The 16154-nt window shown below is 37.0% G+C and carries 17 protein-coding genes; 11 read left to right on the top strand and 6 right to left on the bottom strand.

Features of this window, described 5'->3' with window-relative positions; all coding sequences use genetic code 11:
• The first annotated feature begins 63 nt into the window (after positions 1 to 63).
• Genes J1905_RS16560 through J1905_RS16540 form a run of 5 tightly spaced genes read left to right on the top strand, consistent with a single transcriptional unit; the run spans position 64 to position 3168 of the window.
• Positions 64 to 1011 carry a YbbR-like domain-containing protein gene (locus tag J1905_RS16560; protein WP_214228395.1) on the top strand — a complete coding sequence of 316 codons (948 nt, stop codon included), beginning with the start codon at positions 64 to 66 and terminating at the stop codon, positions 1009 to 1011.
• Positions 1011 to 1607, top strand: a complete 597-nt coding sequence (gene coaE / locus J1905_RS16555) for a dephospho-CoA kinase (protein WP_214228394.1) — start codon at positions 1011 to 1013, stop codon at positions 1605 to 1607. The genes J1905_RS16560 and coaE overlap by 1 nt, the downstream gene beginning before the upstream one ends.
• Positions 1607 to 2548, top strand: a complete 942-nt coding sequence (locus J1905_RS16550; RefSeq protein ID WP_214228393.1) for an MBL fold metallo-hydrolase — start codon at positions 1607 to 1609, stop codon at positions 2546 to 2548. The genes coaE and J1905_RS16550 overlap by 1 nt, the downstream gene beginning before the upstream one ends.
• The gene (locus J1905_RS16545; protein ID WP_158270779.1) at positions 2548 to 2706 is read left to right on the top strand and encodes a C1orf53 family protein; all 159 of its coding nucleotides are present in this window, start codon (positions 2548 to 2550) and stop codon (positions 2704 to 2706) included. The genes J1905_RS16550 and J1905_RS16545 overlap by 1 nt, the downstream gene beginning before the upstream one ends.
• A gap of 12 nt (positions 2707 to 2718) precedes the next feature.
• Positions 2719 to 3168: a MarR family winged helix-turn-helix transcriptional regulator gene (locus tag J1905_RS16540; protein ID WP_214228392.1), complete on the top strand. Its 450-nt coding sequence runs from the start codon at positions 2719 to 2721 to the stop codon at positions 3166 to 3168.
• A gap of 19 nt (positions 3169 to 3187) precedes the next feature.
• On the opposite strand, the gene J1905_RS16535 is transcribed toward J1905_RS16540, so the two are convergent.
• The 3 genes from J1905_RS16535 to J1905_RS16525 are packed head-to-tail and all read right to left on the bottom strand — an operon-like array spanning position 3188 to position 5204.
• Positions 3188 to 3913: a ZIP family metal transporter gene (locus tag J1905_RS16535; protein ID WP_214228391.1), complete on the bottom strand. Its 726-nt coding sequence runs from the start codon at positions 3911 to 3913 to the stop codon at positions 3188 to 3190.
• Entirely contained in the window at positions 3913 to 4476 is a 564-nt protein-coding gene (locus tag J1905_RS16530; protein ID WP_214228390.1) for a phosphatase PAP2 family protein, read from the bottom strand. The genes J1905_RS16535 and J1905_RS16530 overlap by 1 nt, the downstream gene beginning before the upstream one ends.
• Positions 4473 to 5204 carry a class I SAM-dependent methyltransferase gene (locus J1905_RS16525; protein ID WP_214228441.1) on the bottom strand — a complete coding sequence of 244 codons (732 nt, stop codon included), beginning with the start codon at positions 5202 to 5204 and terminating at the stop codon, positions 4473 to 4475. Before J1905_RS16525 ends, J1905_RS16530 begins: the two co-directional genes overlap by 4 nt.
• A 165-nt stretch (positions 5205 to 5369) precedes the next feature.
• On the opposite strand from J1905_RS16525, the gene glmM reads away from it, so the two are divergent.
• From glmM to J1905_RS16505, 4 genes are all read left to right on the top strand, one after another.
• Complete coding sequence (glmM, locus tag J1905_RS16520; RefSeq protein WP_214228389.1) at positions 5370 to 6758, top strand: phosphoglucosamine mutase; 1389 nt, start codon at positions 5370 to 5372, stop codon at positions 6756 to 6758.
• Positions 6759 to 6766: 8 nt separating this feature from the next.
• The gene (locus J1905_RS16515) at positions 6767 to 7915 is read left to right on the top strand and encodes a cysteine desulfurase family protein (protein WP_214228388.1); all 1149 of its coding nucleotides are present in this window, start codon (positions 6767 to 6769) and stop codon (positions 7913 to 7915) included.
• Positions 7916 to 8156: 241 nt separating this feature from the next.
• The gene (locus J1905_RS16510) at positions 8157 to 8834 is read left to right on the top strand and encodes a basic secretory protein-like protein (RefSeq protein ID WP_214228387.1); all 678 of its coding nucleotides are present in this window, start codon (positions 8157 to 8159) and stop codon (positions 8832 to 8834) included.
• A 22-nt stretch (positions 8835 to 8856) separates the two neighbouring features.
• Positions 8857 to 11148, top strand: a complete 2292-nt coding sequence (locus J1905_RS16505; protein WP_214228386.1) for a GH92 family glycosyl hydrolase — start codon at positions 8857 to 8859, stop codon at positions 11146 to 11148.
• Positions 11149 to 11241: 93 nt separating this feature from the next.
• Here J1905_RS16505 and accD read toward each other — a convergent pair whose 3' ends face one another.
• On the bottom strand, positions 11242 to 12087 hold the full coding sequence (accD, locus tag J1905_RS16500) for an acetyl-CoA carboxylase, carboxyltransferase subunit beta (protein WP_173091397.1): 846 nt from the start codon (positions 12085 to 12087) through the stop codon (positions 11242 to 11244).
• 228 nt (positions 12088 to 12315) lie between these two features.
• Between accD and fbaA the strand changes: the two genes are divergently transcribed.
• Positions 12316 to 13395, top strand: a complete 1080-nt coding sequence (gene fbaA / locus J1905_RS16495; protein WP_173091398.1) for a class II fructose-bisphosphate aldolase — start codon at positions 12316 to 12318, stop codon at positions 13393 to 13395.
• 88 nt (positions 13396 to 13483) lie between these two features.
• The gene (locus tag J1905_RS16490; protein WP_173091399.1) at positions 13484 to 13918 is read left to right on the top strand and encodes a GNAT family N-acetyltransferase; all 435 of its coding nucleotides are present in this window, start codon (positions 13484 to 13486) and stop codon (positions 13916 to 13918) included.
• A gap of 9 nt (positions 13919 to 13927) precedes the next feature.
• Here J1905_RS16490 and J1905_RS16485 read toward each other — a convergent pair whose 3' ends face one another.
• Positions 13928 to 14797, bottom strand: a complete 870-nt coding sequence (locus tag J1905_RS16485) for a hydroxymethylglutaryl-CoA lyase (RefSeq protein ID WP_350027987.1) — start codon at positions 14795 to 14797, stop codon at positions 13928 to 13930.
• Positions 14775 to 16109: an NAD(P)/FAD-dependent oxidoreductase gene (locus J1905_RS16480; protein WP_214228385.1), complete on the bottom strand. Its 1335-nt coding sequence runs from the start codon at positions 16107 to 16109 to the stop codon at positions 14775 to 14777. Before J1905_RS16480 ends, J1905_RS16485 begins: the two co-directional genes overlap by 23 nt.
• Positions 16110 to 16154 lie beyond the last annotated feature (45 nt).

Here is a 16154-nt window from a genome sequence, read left to right as displayed (position 1 = left end):
CCGCTTCCATCCGGAAGCGGCTTTTTTGTTTTATTTTTATCTAAGTTTGTTTACTTTACAATTATGCCGTTTATAAAGCTTACAAAAATAGAACGCAAACGTTTCCTTGTTTTAATTACCTGTTTATTATTGGCAATTGGAGCATGGTTGTTAATGGCATTAAATAATAAATATGTTTATACGGCTAAAACGGTATTGGTCTATAAAAACTTTCCTCAAAAGCGCGCTTTCCACGCACTTCAATCAGATACTGTGGATTTGCAGGTTGAAGGATCTGGTTGGCAGTTGCTATTCGCACGACTAAGGGTTAAACCTCAATCAATAGCCATCAATCTCGAAAAATTAAACAATCGTAACTTTATTCTTTTTTCTGAGCAATTGTTTAGTGTAAATAGACAATTGGAAACATCACAAAAGATAATCTCAGTAAAGCCAGATACACTTTACTTCGATTTCTCAGAAAGAACGGTAAAAAGAGTGCCCGTAAAACTGGTGTCGGATTTTACCTTTGTAAAACAGTACGGGGTATCAGATGATATTGAAATTATTCCTAAATATGTGACCTTATCAGGCCCTGAAGAAGAACTTAAGAAAATTAAAGATTGGCCAACTGATTCTTTAAAACTCAAAGATGCTCAAGGTACCACTGTTTCAAGGATAGCAATGACTCAGAACACAATGAAGAATGTTAGCATTTTTCCAACCAGTGCCGAAGTAAAGGTGCCGATTGATGAGTTTACTGAAAAAACAATAGATCTGACACTGAGAATTATAAACAACAAAGAGTACTATAGTGTTAAGCTCTACCCAAAAAAGGTTAAAGTCACTTTTTTGGTAGCTTTGTCCAAGTATCAGCAGATCAATGAGAATTTTATAGATGCTGTTGTCGATTTAGATGAGTGGAGATCGCTTAAGCATAATCAATTGAGAGTGAAGATAACCCGCTTTCCCGAGTACTGTAAGTTGGTAAATATTGTTCCGGATAAGATTGATTTTATAATAGAAAAGTAATGTTAAAAGTAGGGATTACAGGGGGAATTGGTAGTGGGAAGACTACTATTTGCAGGATTTTTGAAACACTGGGTATTCCGGTTTTCTATGCTGATACCGTAGCTAAAAAAATCATGGTAAATGATGCTATCCTGATTAAAGGTGTTAAAGATGCTTTTGGTGAAGAAAGTTACCTGCCTGGTGGCATCCTTAATAATAAACACATTGCAGGTATCGTATTTAATAATGCTGATGAATTGGCAAAATTAAATGCACTAGTGCACCCCGCAGTTTTTAGAGCATTCGATAACTGGGTCACTAAGTTGCCAAAAGATGTACCATATATCCTTAAAGAAGCTGCTTTATTATTTGAAAGCGGCTCTTATAAAATGTGTGATAAGAATATACTGGTAACTGCTCCTTTAGCCCTCAAATTAGTCCGTGTAACGAAACGTGACGGGGTAACTGAAGATCAGGTTAAAGCAAGAATGGATAAGCAGTTCACTGACGAAAAGAAAATAAAAATGGCTGATTACCTGATTAATAACAATGAAACGGATTCGCTCATTACTCAGGTAATGAATCTTCATCAGCTGTTTCTTAATACCAAACCTTAATGATATTAGAAGATTTTATAGAGATCGATAAAACCGGTCTGTTTTGCAGGTACGGTAATTTTTATCTTGACCCAAAAGAAGCTGTAAAAAATGCAGTGATTTCTCATGCCCATGGCGACCACGCTGTTGGGGGCAATATTAATGTGTATTGCACAAAAGCAACCTCTTTGTTTATGCTTCACCGCTATAAAAAGTTTGCAGGTGGCGAATTCAATATTATGGACTATCATCAAAGCTTTGATGTGAATGGTGTAAAGGTGAGCTTCATCCCAGCAGGACATATTTTAGGTTCTGCGATGGTGTTAATGGAGTATGAAGGAGTGAAATACCTTTATACCGGTGATTATAAGCTGCAACCTGATAAAACCTGTGAACCTGTAGAGTTTGTTGAAGCGGATGTGTTGATCACTGAAACAACATTTGCTGACCCTGAAACGCAACACCCCGTAGCAGAAGAGGAGATACTTAAACTGAACTCCACAAAAAGCAATATTATGCTTGGGGCTTATGCTTTAGGAAAATGTCAACGTCTGATCAGTTTGATGAATGATTATTGTACAGAAAAAAGGATACTTGTTCACCATAGTATGTTGCCTTTTGTGAAAATATATGAGCAAATGGGAGTAAATCTTGGAAAGTATGAAATCTACGATCGTAAGGTAATGAAGAACAATCATGCCAATATGGTCTACATGGTACCTCCAATGGTTTTTAAAAGCTATTTTAAAGCCATTAATGTGATCCGGATATTTGCTACAGGATGGAAGCATTTGCAAAGTAATCATGAAATTCAGTTGTATATATCAGATCATGCAGATTGGAATGATATCGTTTTAACCATCGAGAAAGTAAAACCAAAGCAGGTTTGGACAAATCATGGTAATGGGTTCCATTTACAGAAACATTATGAAAAAAGTTTGGTAGTTAAATTGCTTAACTGATGAAAGAAGGTGTAGATTATTACTTCAATGAGAATGGGTTTATGGTTTTTACAGAGGCTTACCACCTAAAACGAGGATACTGCTGTAAAAATAAGTGTAAACATTGCCCATGGGGATTTGGAAAGGAAAAAGTAAAAGCTACACCACCAAATAAATAAATTAACGAAAAGATGCAGTTGCAGAAAGAAACGCTAACCACGCGATTTGAGAGTATTCATCACCAGGCCATTGTAAATGTGTTCCATACCAGTAATTGGTGTACGGACAAATTGAAACAGGCTATTTTACCTTATGAGGTAACCACTCAACAATTCAATATTCTCAGGATTTTACGTGGGCAAAATCCTAATCCATCTACCATAAATCTTCTGAAATCGAGAATGCTTGATAAAATGAGTGATACCTCAAGGATAGTAGATAGATTGGTGCAAAAAGAACTGGTTGTAAAAGAACCTAATGGTACAGATAAACGTGCTGTAGACATTAGAATTAGTGATAAGGGGATGGAGTTACTTGCGCTGATGGATCAGGAAGTTAGCCTTTCTGTATTTATCTCATCAAATTTAACGGAGCAGGAAGCAGTCGACCTAAATGCATTACTTGATAAAATGAGGGGTTAAAGCAACCCCTTTATAGAATTTAGTGCGAATGTGCTGAACTAAAATATCCAATTAACGCAATACCTATCCCGCATAACACGGCAATCATTTTACGTTTAGATACTTTATGATCAACACTTGATTCAAATAGGATAGTAGTAGAAATGTGTAAGAAGATACCAATTACAATTCCCATAATTCTATTGAAATAGTTTTCAATACCGCCTATTGTTCCATTGCTAAGTCCATAACTTACGTAAAACCCAAGCGGTGCCATTACAGCGAAAATGCCTATGTAAACAAGAATATTCTCTCTTTTGAACTGGTTTTGCATTAAAATACTAGCCAATGCAAAAGCAGCAGGAATATGGTGAAGGGAAATTCCAAAGATCAATGCATTGTGCTGGTCTTTAGCTAAAGGCATTCCTTCAAGAAAAGCATGAAGACAAAGGCTGATCATAATTCCGTAAGGGAAAACTTTAGTTTCATGATGCTTGTGGATGTGACCATGTTCAACACCTTCAGAAAATTGTTCTAAAAATATCTGCAATAAGAAACCTATAAGGATGAAAATTCCGATTTCCTGCGGATCTGAACCACTGTAGGCATCAGGGATTAAATGTAAAACAGTTATAGCGAACAAATAAGCCCCACTAAAAGAGAGAATCAGTTTTAATAGCTGGGATTTGTCGCTTTTTACTAAAAAGATAGCAGAACCTCCTAAAAATGCACTAAAAAATAGAATTAATACTTTCCAGATTTCCATTATAACTGTGGTTGTAATTTTTTATAAATTTTTGATGTTAATAAGCCTATAAGCGTACCAAGTATTGCGCCTACCATAGTATCGATAGGGTAGTGAACACCTACGTAAATCTGAGAAAACGAAATGATAAAGGCCCAAAAGAGTCCAATAGATAGTATTGGTTTCCATCTGTGGTAAAATACAAAGATAAGAAATACAGCAATGGCAAAATGGTTTGTAGCATGGGCAGAAGGGAAGCTGTAGCCGCTTCCACAAGGCACACGATGAATAATCTCATTTGCAAGAGTTATTTCATTGCAGGGTCTGATTCTAGCTACTGAGGGCTTAATCACCCGTGATGCTACTAAATCGCCAATGGCAAAAGTAACAAGCAACATCCCAATAATATACCAGCCTTTCTTTTTATACTCAATAAAAGAGAAAATGATAATGAATAGATAGAGTGGGGCCCAAAAAAAACGATTGCGCATCAATGGCAACAACCAATCAAAAAATGGATTGGCAAATCCTCTATGGATCTTAAGGAAAAGTTCTACATCAAATTGTTGTAAACTTTCTATCATGCTTTTTTGCAAATTAGTATTAACCTGTCAGACTTTGTTTCATCAAATGGGGCTAATCCGTAACTTCCAAAAGTTGCTGAGATTTTTAATCCACTTTTTTCAAACATACGCTCAAAGTCAGCAAGAGTAAAGGCCTGTACACGTTCTTCAAATGCATAAGGCTTACCTCTATGTTCAAAGTTAATGTGTTTGATGATCTTTCCTTCAGCAACAAATTTATTTAGATGAAACTCAATACCTTCAACAGTCTTTGTTTCCTGATGGGTAAGATTTTTTATGATCTTTTGCGTGTTGAAATAATCAATAACTAGCGTTCCATCAGCTTTTAGTCCTTTTCTGAAAGCTTTAATGGCATTTACATGGTCTTTTTCCGTTTCAAAATAGCCGAAACTGGTAAAAAGGTTCATTGCAATGTCGAAATAATTAATGAAACACAATTTCCGCATGTCATGAACAAAGAAATGAAGGTTCTTTTGTTCAAATTGCTGTGCATACTTAATGCTCTGTTCAGATAAGTCGATTCCAGTTACATCATAGCCCTTTTTATTCAGGTAAATTGCATGTCGGCCTCTTCCACAAGCTATGTCTAAAATTCGTGAATCAGCAGCTGGTTTTAGATAAGCAGAAAGGTTGTCAATTAAAAACTCAGCTTCGGCATCATTACGCTGACTATAAAGTATATGATAGAAAGGAGAGTTAAACCAATATTGGAACCATTTTCGCTGCATAGAGCCTGTATTTTGATGTTTTAGAAAAAAAACAAACTTAGATAAAATTGTTCTCATAAAACAATTTTATCGCTAGCTCTCGGACTATTTTTTTACGAATGCATGGTACTCCGTTAACCTGCTTTGCCTATTTTTTGTTATTTTTGAAAAAAAATAATCAACAAATTGACACTAATAAAATCTATTTCTGGAATAAGGGGGACAATCGGTGGTATTGCCGGTAATGGTTTAACCCCAATCGACATTGTGAAATTTACTGCAGCCTACGGCTCGTGGGTAATCGGCAAAACAAATAATAAAAAAATTGTCCTTGGTCGTGATGCCAGGATTTCAGGTGAAATGGTTAATAATCTGGTTATTGGTACCCTGCAAGGTTTGGGTATTGAAGTAATCGATTTAGGTTTGTCTACCACACCGACTGTTGAAATTGCTGTTCCTATGGAAAATGCTGGTGGCGGTATAATCTTAACAGCGAGCCACAATCCAAAACAGTGGAATGCGTTGAAACTCCTTAATGAGAAAGGTGAATTTATTAGTGATGCGGATGGTAAGGATGTTCTTGAAATTGCAGAGAAATCTGAATTTGCATTTGCTGATGTTGATGATTTGGGCAACGTAGTAAGTAACGATACTTACCTACAAAAACACATTGATGTGATCTTAGCTTTGCCATTGGTAGATGTAGAAGCCATAAAAGCTGCTAATTTTAAAATTGCGATTGACTGTGTTAATTCAACCGGAGGTATATTTGTACCTGCTTTATTAAAAGCTTTGGGTGTTGAAACCGTTCATGAATTGTATTGTGAGCCAAATGGTCATTTCCCTCACAATCCTGAGCCACTTCCGGAAAACTTAACGGAAATAGCTAAAGTTGTACAAAGTAAAAATGCTGATCTTGGTATCGTTGTAGATCCTGATGTTGATCGTTTATGCTTTGTTTGCGAAGATGGATCAATGTTTGGCGAAGAGTATACTTTAGTTGCCGTAGCAGACTATATCCTTCAAAACACACCAGGTAACTCTGTATCTAACCTTTCTTCTACCAGAGCGCTTAGAGATGTTACCGAAAAATCTGGTGGAACATACAATGCATCAGCAGTAGGTGAGGTTAACGTGGTTAACAAAATGAAAGCTACAAATGCAATTATCGGTGGAGAAGGCAATGGTGGAATTATCTACCCGGAACTTCACTACGGTCGTGATGCTTTAGTTGGAATTGCGTTGTTTTTAACTCACCTGGCTAAATTTGGTAAATCTATTTCACTGTTGCGTAAAAGCTATCCTGAGTATTACATTTCTAAAAATAAGATCACATTAACTCCTGAAATGGATATTGATGCTCTATTGGTTAAAGTTCAGGAGAAATATAAGGATCAGCCAAACAGTACAATTGATGGTTTGAAAATTGAATTTGATAAAGAGTGGGTACACCTGCGCAGATCAAATACAGAACCAATTATTCGTATCTACAGTGAGGCCGGATCTGAAACTGTAGCTGAAGGTTTAGCTACTAAAATCATCTCCGACATCAAAGAAATATTAAAACTGAGCTAATACTAAAAATGGAAAGAATTTATTTAGATAATGCTGCAACTACACCCCTGGATGCAGTAGTGATAGAGGAAATGGTTAATGTGATGAATTCTTATTATGGTAATCCATCATCCATACATGCCCAGGGACGTGAGGTACGCACATTAATTGAAAAGGCAAGGAAAACTGTTTCCGGACTTTTAAATGCGACGCCTGCAGAGATTTTCTTTACTTCAGGAGGTACTGAGGCAGACAATACGGCTATTCGCTGTGGTATTGCTGCCTTTAATATCAAACATGCCATTACTTCTAAAATTGAGCATCATGCGGTAGAACATACGCTTAATATGCTTTTGCAGCAAGGTGTAATTGATAAGCTTAGCTTTGTTAATGTAGATGCTAAAGGTAATATCGATTACGATCACCTGGAAGAGTTGCTTAAAAACAATGAGCGTTCTTTTGTTTCCCTAATGCATGCAAATAATGAATTAGGGACCTTAACTGATCTGGAGAGGGTAGGCGATATTTGCGAACAATATAATGCTATCTATCATTGTGATACCGTACAAACTATGGGACACTATGTGCATGATGTAAGAAAGCTTAAAGCTCATTTCATTGTATGTGCAGCTCATAAGTTGCATGGCCCTAAAGGTGTTGGTTTCCTTTATGTTAACCATACAGTAAAAATCAGTCCTATGATTTTTGGAGGTGCTCAAGAGCGTAACATGCGTGGTGGAACAGAAAATGTTTACGGTATTGTTGGTTTAGCAAAAGCTTTGCAAATAGCGTACGGAGAAATGGAACAACATCAAAACTATATACAGGAGTTAAAAACATATATGATGGAAAGGTTAAGCAATGAAGTGCCTGATCTATTTTTTAATGGAGAAACAGCGCCTCAAAAAAGCTTGTACACTGTTTTAAATGTTTCTTTCCCGGCTATGGATATTGCTGATATGCTTTTGTTTAATCTTGATATTAATGGGATTTCTGCTTCAGGCGGAAGTGCTTGCTCATCAGGATCTAATATCGGGTCGCATGTACTAACCGGTATAGCTGCTGATCCTAACCGTCCATCGGTAAGATTCTCGTTTAGCAAATACAACACAAAAGAAGAACTTGATTTTGTTGTTGAAAAAGTAAAACAGATTGTTAGCCAAAATGTAACGGCTTAATTAAATAGAGATTAAAGTATCTTTAAAAGCTCAAACATCATTTTTAGATGTTTGAGCTTTTTTGTTTAAACGGAATATTTATAAGAGTAAATAAAAAAAACTCTATCTTGCTTTACTAAATATAAATGCAGTCAAAATAACTCTAATCTTTATATGATTACTTTGTTACCATCATCAGCTAGGGAATCTTCATTTTATTATGTTTATTTGTGTGCTAAATCGATTAAATTTGATGTTTGATATGAAACGGACCACAACATTATTATGCGCTGCAGCTTTGGTGATGATCTCTGGATATCATTTAAAGGCTCAGGAAAAGGAAACCATTAAAAAAAATGGACTCACGCTTCATTTTACCAGTCAGGATCCAACATTTGACCCTGCACTAAAAAAGAAAATGATAGAAACTTTTTTTAAAGTTTATCCACAACTTAGTAAAGAGTACAATAAAAAAACCGATAAGGAAGTCTATTTTGAAATAGATACCGCCTATGATGGGGTTGCAGCAACAGGAGGAGGTAAGGTAACTTATAGCTCAGCTTATTTCAAGAAATTTCCGGGAGATGTAGATGTGGTAACTCACGAAGTAATGCACATTGTTCAGAATTATGGCCGTAGTAAAGGACCAGGCTGGCTTACCGAAGGCATTGCAGATTATGTGCGGTATAAGTTTGGCGTAGATAATCCAGGTGCAGGTTGGGCACTTCCAGAGTTTAAAAGCACACACTCTTATAAAAATAGCTATAGAATAACTGCAAGATTTCTTGCATGGTTAGAAAATCACGGTAACAAGGGGATAGTTCAAAAGATAGACTCAAGTTTGCGTGATCACACTTATACAAATGAAATATGGGAAAAGGAAACAGGTAAATCTTTAGATGACCAGTGGAAAGCATATTCAGAAAACCCAGCATTATAACCACACTTGATATTTTTTAAACATGATTAAACAATTTTTAACCGCCTCATTAGTCCTGGCATCGTCTGCACTTTTTGCGCAGAACGTAGGAAAAGTAACTGATCCGGTAGAATGGATCAATCCGCTAATGGGTACTGCAAGTAAACCAAGCCTGTCAAATGGAAATACCTATCCTACGATAGCATTGCCATGGGGTATGAATTTTTGGACTCCACAAACTGGTAAAATGGGCGATGGATGGGCTTATACCTACGACGCTGATAAAATAAGAGGATTTAAACAAACTCACCAACCATCTCCTTGGATGAATGATTATGGTCAGTTTTCAGTAATGCCTGTAACTGGTAAAATGAGATTCAATCAGGATGATAGAGCGAGTTGGTTCTCTCACAAATCTGAAATTGCAAAGCCTTACTACTATAGCGTTTATTTGGCTGATGCTGATGTAACCACCGAGATTACACCTACCGAAAGAGCTGCTCAGTTTCGTTTTACTTTCCCGAAATCAAACGATTCATACGTAGTTGTTGATGCTTTTGATAAAGGTTCCTACATCAAAATTATTCCTGGTGAACGTAAAATAATTGGTTACAGTACCAGATACAGTAGCGGAAAGCTTGAAAGCTTTAAAAATTACTTTGTTATTTATTTTGATAAACCTTTTACATCGGCGAATGCCTGGAAAGGAAACAGCCTTGCAAAGGATACACTTGAACTACAGAGCGATCATTCAGGTGCTATCGTAGGATTTAAAACTGAAAAGGGTGAGCAAGTAAACATGAAAGTTGCTTCTTCATTTATCAGCTTTGAGCAGGCAGACATCAACTTAACAAGAGAATTATCAAACGATAGTTTCGAAACAACAAAACAAAAAGGGAAAGCGGTGTGGAACAAAACACTAAGCAAAATCTCAGTTGAAGGTGGAACTATCGATCAGGTTCGTACTTTTTATTCAAGTTTGTACCGTACGTTGTTCTTCCCTCATAGAATGTACGAGGTAGATAAATCTAATAAAGTTGTACACTATAGCCCATACACGGGTAAAACTATGCCTGGCTATAGATTTGCAGGTACAGGTTTCTGGGATACCTTCAGAGCATTATATCCTTTCCTTAACTTAATGTATCCTGCAATTAACAAAGAAATGCAGGAAGGTTTAGTAAACGATTATAAAGAGGGTGGATGGTTACCTGAGTGGTCTAGCCCTAGTTATTCGGATTGTATGATCGGAAATAACTCTGCTTCTGTAGTTGCTGATGCTTACATTAAAGGTATGCGTGGGTACGACATCAACACATTGTGGGATGCTGTAAAACATGGTGCTAACAACGAAGGCCCGCAAGCTACTGGTCGTCGTGGTGTTAAATACTACAATGAATTAGGTTATGTACCTTATGATGTGAAAATCAATGAAAATGCTGCAAGAACGTTGGAGTATTCATATGATGATTTTGCGATCTATCAGTTAGGTAAAGCTTTAGGTAAACCGGCATCTGAAATTGATATCTATAAAAAACGCAGTATGAACTATAAAAATCTGTTCGATCCTGCTTCGGGTTTAATGCGTGGTAAAAATCAAGATGGTAAATTCCAGTCTCCTTTCAACCCATTCAAATGGGGTGATGCATTTACAGAAGGAAATAGCTGGCACTATTCATGGTCAGTATTCCAGGATATTGATGGGTTATCTAAATTAATGGGTGGTAAAGATAAGTTTGTTCAAAAATTGGACTCAGTATTTACACTTCCTCCGGTATTTGATGATAGCTATTATGGTGGTGTTATCCATGAGATTCGTGAAATGCAAATTGCCAATATGGGTCAGTATGCTCATGGTAATCAGCCAATTCAGCACATGATTTATTTATACAACTATGCAGGTGCACCATGGAAAACTCAGTATTGGGTACGTGAAACTATGGATAGAATGTATAAAGCTACTCCTGATGGATATTGTGGAGATGAAGATAACGGACAAACTTCTGCCTGGTATGTATTCTCTGCTTTAGGATTTTATCCTGTAACTCCAGCAGTTGATCAGTATGTTGTTGGAGCCCCATTGTTTAAAAAGGTTACGCTAACGTTAGATAACGGTAAAACGATTACCATCAATGCACCAAAAAACAGTGCTGATAATAAATACGTACAAGACTTAAAATACAATGGTAAGCCATATTCTAAAAACTGGTTAAGCCACTCTACTTTATTGCAAGGTGCAACTTTAGATTTTAATATGGTTGAAGCTCCGAATAAAGAAAGAGGCACTAGTGAATCGGATTTCCCTTATTCACTGTCAACAGATACAAACAAATAAGCCTACATTAAAGTGCTGAATTAAGTTCAGCACTTTAGTAGATAAAAAAAAGCCCGGTAAATATTTACCGGGCTTTTAATTGGAGTATTTTTTCTAGTGTTTCATCATTTTAAGGAAAGCAGCAAGTTTTGCTTTCATCATTCTGCGATCTACAATAAAATCAAGGAAACCATGTTCTAAAACGAATTCTGCAGTTTGGAACCCCTTAGGAAGATCTTTCTTTATAGTTTCTTTAATAACCCTTGGGCCAGCAAAACCGATCAAAGCACCTGGTTCAGCGATGTTAATATCACCAAGCATTGCATAAGAAGCAGTTACACCACCAGTTGTTGGGTCTGTAAGTAAAGATATATAAGGAATTTTAGCCTGACTTAATAAGGCCAATTTAGCCGAAGTTTTAGCCATTTGCATTAATGAAAATGCAGCTTCCATCATCCGGGCACCCCCAGATTTAGAGATCATTAAGAACGGAATTTTATGTTTCATTGAGTAGTCAATAGATCTGGCAATTTTTTCACCAACTACTGAACCCATAGATCCGCCAATGAAATTGAAGTCCATACAAGCAATCACAAGGTCTTCACCTTCTATCTTGCCATGAGCAGCTCTAATTGCGTCCTTTAAGCCCGTTTTCTTCATGCTTTCCACCAATCTGTCGGTGTAAGGCTTGCTGTCCGTAAAGTTCAATGGATCTCCTGATGTTAGATTAGGGAAAAGCTCCGTAAACTTATCATCATCAAATAATACCTGAAAATATTCTTTAGATCCTATTCTTAAATGATAGTCACAATATTGGCAAACATATTTATTCTCAACCTGATCGGCAGTATGTAAAGCTTTTTTACAATTTGGACACTTGTTCCATAAACCGTCTGGTGCTTCTTTTTTTTCTTCAGTAAGCGTACTAATACCTTTTTTTTCTCTCTTAAACCAAGCCATGTTATTTCTTGAAAAATGCGAGTACAAAGAAACAAAAAAAAATTAGAAGAGTTTAAGGATACTTTAGTTAAACGATTATGAGTCTGTAAATCTTCTAAAAAATATAAAATAACACATGATAGCTTCATTACCAAGGCTAAACAATATGCTTTAATTGAAAATAATCGCCATATTGGTTTGCCCAAAGTGATATTTTTCCTAACTTCGGCAGATATAAAATTATAAAAAATGAGTTTAAAAGGCTACAAGGGCGTAATTTACGGAGATGCCGTTCAGGAATTGTTTGAACAGGCTAAAAAACATCAATTTGCTTTGCCAGCAGTAAATGTTACCGGTACAAATACCATTAATGCAGTAATGGAAACTGCCAAAGCAGTTAATTCACCTGTTATTATTCAACTTTCTAACGGTGGAGCACAATTCTACGCAGGTAAAACATTAAATAATGATAACTTAAATGCTTGCGTATTAGGTGCAGTATCTGCAGCAAAACACGTTCATTTATTAGCTGAACATTATGGTGTTGCTGTAATATTACACACTGACCACGCTGCTAAAAAATTATTACCATGGATCGACGGATTGTTAGATCACGGTGAGAAATTCTTTGCAGAAACTGGAAAACCATTGTTTTCTTCGCACATGTTAGATTTATCTGAAGAGTCTATCGAAGAGAACATGGAAATCTCTGCTAAATATTTAGCGCGTATGGCTAAATTAGGTATGACCATTGAAATCGAGCTTGGTGTTACAGGTGGTGAAGAAGATGGCGTTGACAACAGCGATGTAGATAGTTCTAAATTATATACTCAGCCTTCTGAAGTAGCTTATGCTTACGAAGAATTAAGCAAAGTAAGTGATAAATTCACTGTTGCAGCTGCGTTTGGTAACGTTCACGGTGTTTACAAACCAGGTAACGTTAAATTACAACCGGTAATTCTTAAAAACTCTCAGGATTTCATCAAAGAGAAATTCAATATTTCTGCTGAGAAACCTATCAACTTTGTATTCCACGGTGGTTCTGGTTCTTCTCAGGAAGAAATCAGAGAAGCTATTTCTTACGGAGCCATCAAAATGAATATCGATACTGATATGCAATGGGCAATGTGGGAAGGTATTTTAGATTATTATAAAGCTAATGAAGCTTATCTTCAAGCACAAATCGGAAACCCTGATGGCGAAGATAAACCGAATAAGAAATATTATGATCCTCGTGTTTGGTTACGTAAAGGTGAAGAAGCCTTTGTTAAACGTTTAACTCAAGCATTTGAAGATTTAAACTGTAAAGACGCAAGCGATAAATTGTAATCCTTGGGTTAAAAGTTACAAAGCGCCGCAGGAATTATACTTGTGGCGCTTTTTTTGTTGCATTTTAAACGTAAAATAAATAAAGGTTATGGACGCACTTCAGGTAATTAAGGTAAACAATCCGCAAGATTTGGATAAAGTATTTGCAATTAGAAAAACCGTTTTTGTTGAAGAGCAGAATTGTCCTCCGGAACTAGAATGGGAAAACGAAGATGTTTCTAAGCATTTTCTTGCATTGCTAAATAACGAGCCTTGTGGCGCGTGTCGTTGGCGTAAAACAGACAATGGATACAAATTAGAACGATTTGCTGTATTGAAAAAGTTCAGAGGAAAGCGAATAGGGCAGGCCTTGGTAGCAGCAGCCTTGTCTGATTTACCTTCTGATGCAGATTATGTCTATTTAAATGCACAACTGGATGCGATGAGGTTGTATTCAAGGTTTGGGTTTATCGCAGAAGGTGAGCAATTTGAAGAAGCCGGTATACAGCATTTTAAAATGGTTAAAAAGCATCATCACGCTTAGGAAAGCAGCTTAATACAACGGAAAAACCTTTTGCGAAAACACAACAGCCTCCTGCCACTTAGCCATGTTCAGGTTTAACACCTCATTCCTGCTTTCTAAGAAAGTAATAAGATCTTCTGTGGCCAGATTACCTGTTAAGTCATCAGTTGCCATAGGGCAACCTCCAAATCCTTTTAGTGCACTGTCAAATCTATGGCATCCACTTTCATAAGCAGCTTCGATTTTCTCCAAACGCGTATTGGGCGTACTGTGCAAATGCAAACCTATCTCTGTGTTTTCAAACCTTTTAACCAAAGAAGGTAAAATCTTACGTATTTTTTCAGGAGAAGAAACACCCGTAGTGTCCGATAAAGAAAGAATCCTTACCCCATTATCCACTAATTCGTCAGCCCACTTTTCTACTATTTCAACATTCCATTCGTCTCCGTAAGGATTTCCAAAGCCCATCGACAAATAAACTACTGCTGTTTTGCTGTGCTTATCGCAAAGATCAAGTATCTGTTTAACTGTATCCATTGATTGTGCAATGCTGGAGTTAGTATTTCTTTGTTGAAACGTCTCAGAAATAGAAAAGGGAAAGCCCAGATAAGTTATCTCATCGTGTGAAACAGCTTCCTCAACACCACGCAAATTAGCTACAATTGCCAAAAGTTTTGAGCGAGTAGCGCTTAAATCAAGTTTAGCTAATACTTCGCGTGTATCACGCAATTGAGGAATTGCTTTTGGAGATACGAAACTACCGAAGTCAAGGGTGTCAAACCCAACCTGCAACAACAAATTAATATATGCAGCTTTAATATCGGTATCAATAAAATCGTGAATACCCTGCATGGCGTCGCGAGGGCACTCTATCAGCTTAATTAACTTTTGGCTCATCATTAGCAAGTTTGGTAGTTTCCGGTAAAAGTTCTGGATTTCCTCTTAAAAACGGACGAATAATTAACCTTGTTCCTCTGTCGTAACTGAAATAGCTCCATACCCAGTTCACAAATACCACCAGCTTGTTTCTAAACCCAACTAGCGTCATTAAGTGAACAAACATCCAGGTAAACCAGGCAAACACACCCTGAAACCTTACTTTATGTATATCTACAACTGCCCTGTTTCTTCCAACAGTTGCCATTGCACCTTTATCAAAGTATCTAAAAGGCTCGGTAGGCTTGTTATTTATAATGTTAATTAGGTTCTCAGCAAGTTGTTTGCCTTGTTGTATTGCAGCTGGTGCAACACCGGGATGCCCATTAGGAAGCTCCTCAGTAATCATGGCAGCTACGTCTCCAATGGCATAAATATTCTCATGACCATCAATTCTGTTGATCTCGTTAACTTTTACACGATTGCCACGTACTACACTCTGAGGGTTTAAGCCTTCAATTACGACTCCCTTTACTCCGGCCGACCAAATTACAGTAGAAGAGGGGATAATTCGCCCATCAACAAGTGTTAATTGCCTGCCGTTGTAAGACTGGACGCGTGCATTGGTCATAACTGTTACACCAAGTTCCTTTAAAAATGCTTCCGATTTCTGTTGAGCCTGAACTGACATGGCTCCCAATAATTCCGGAGAGCCTTCTATCAAATAAATATTTACTTTACTGAGATCCAACTCAGGATAATCATTTTTTAGTACATGCTTTTTGAGCTCGGCAATAGCTCCCGAAGTTTCTACACCGGTAGGGCCACCACCAACCACTACAAAATTCAGTAATTCTGCTTCAGCAAGTTCGTTGGTAGTTATCTGAGCCAATTCCAGATTTTGTAGTATTAAACTCCTAAGGTTTAAAGCTTCGGGAATTGATTTCATGGGCATGGCATTTTTCTCAATTTCTGCCTGTCCAAAAAAGTTACTGGTCGATCCCGTAGAAATTACCAGATGGTCGTATTCGAAAGCACCGATGGTAGTTTCAACAACATTTTCAAGCGGTAAAACCTTTTTAACTTCAGTAACCCTAAATGTTAAGTTTTTTTGACCTTTAAAGATTCTTCTTAATGGAAAAGCAATAGAATCGGCCTCTAAGCCTCCGGTAGCAACCTGATATAGTAATGGTTGAAAAGTATGGTAATTATGTTTATCGAGCATAATTACTTCTACATCTTGATTTCGCAGTTTTTTTGCCAGTTCGATGCCGCCAAAGCCGCCGCCTACAATTATAATTCTGGGTTTGTTGCCTTTAGGAAAACGTTGCTCCATAAAAATCAATTTTGGTAAATATACATAACAAACAAAAAGGCATCC

Origin of the sequence: Pedobacter sp. B4-66, assembly GCF_018492665.1 — a bacterium.
Classification (GTDB): domain Bacteria; phylum Bacteroidota; class Bacteroidia; order Sphingobacteriales; family Sphingobacteriaceae; genus Pedobacter.
The sequence above is the reverse complement of the archived record's forward strand: the minus strand, read 5'-3'. Positions and strand labels throughout refer to the sequence as shown.

Coding starts and splice junctions, on each gene's coding strand:
- J1905_RS16560 (WP_214228395.1), top strand. CDS start 64: ATGCCGTTTATAAAGCTTACAAAAATAGAACGCAAACGTTTCCTTGTT.
- coaE (WP_214228394.1), top strand. CDS start 1,011: ATGTTAAAAGTAGGGATTACAGGGGGAATTGGTAGTGGGAAGACTACT.
- J1905_RS16550 (WP_214228393.1), top strand. CDS start 1,607: ATGATATTAGAAGATTTTATAGAGATCGATAAAACCGGTCTGTTTTGC.
- J1905_RS16545 (WP_158270779.1), top strand. CDS start 2,548: ATGAAAGAAGGTGTAGATTATTACTTCAATGAGAATGGGTTTATGGTT.
- J1905_RS16540 (WP_214228392.1), top strand. CDS start 2,719: ATGCAGTTGCAGAAAGAAACGCTAACCACGCGATTTGAGAGTATTCAT.
- J1905_RS16535 (WP_214228391.1), bottom strand. CDS start 3,913: ATGGAAATCTGGAAAGTATTAATTCTATTTTTTAGTGCATTTTTAGGA.
- J1905_RS16530 (WP_214228390.1), bottom strand. CDS start 4,476: ATGATAGAAAGTTTACAACAATTTGATGTAGAACTTTTCCTTAAGATC.
- J1905_RS16525 (WP_214228441.1), bottom strand. CDS start 5,204: ATGCAGCGAAAATGGTTCCAATATTGGTTTAACTCTCCTTTCTATCAT.
- J1905_RS16515 (WP_214228388.1), top strand. CDS start 6,767: ATGGAAAGAATTTATTTAGATAATGCTGCAACTACACCCCTGGATGCA.
- J1905_RS16510 (WP_214228387.1), top strand. CDS start 8,157: ATGAAACGGACCACAACATTATTATGCGCTGCAGCTTTGGTGATGATC.
- J1905_RS16505 (WP_214228386.1), top strand. CDS start 8,857: ATGATTAAACAATTTTTAACCGCCTCATTAGTCCTGGCATCGTCTGCA.
- accD (WP_173091397.1), bottom strand. CDS start 12,087: ATGGCTTGGTTTAAGAGAGAAAAAAAAGGTATTAGTACGCTTACTGAA.
- fbaA (WP_173091398.1), top strand. CDS start 12,316: ATGAGTTTAAAAGGCTACAAGGGCGTAATTTACGGAGATGCCGTTCAG.
- J1905_RS16490 (WP_173091399.1), top strand. CDS start 13,484: ATGGACGCACTTCAGGTAATTAAGGTAAACAATCCGCAAGATTTGGAT.
- J1905_RS16485 (WP_350027987.1), bottom strand. CDS start 14,797: ATGATGAGCCAAAAGTTAATTAAGCTGATAGAGTGCCCTCGCGACGCC.
- J1905_RS16480 (WP_214228385.1), bottom strand. CDS start 16,109: ATGGAGCAACGTTTTCCTAAAGGCAACAAACCCAGAATTATAATTGTA.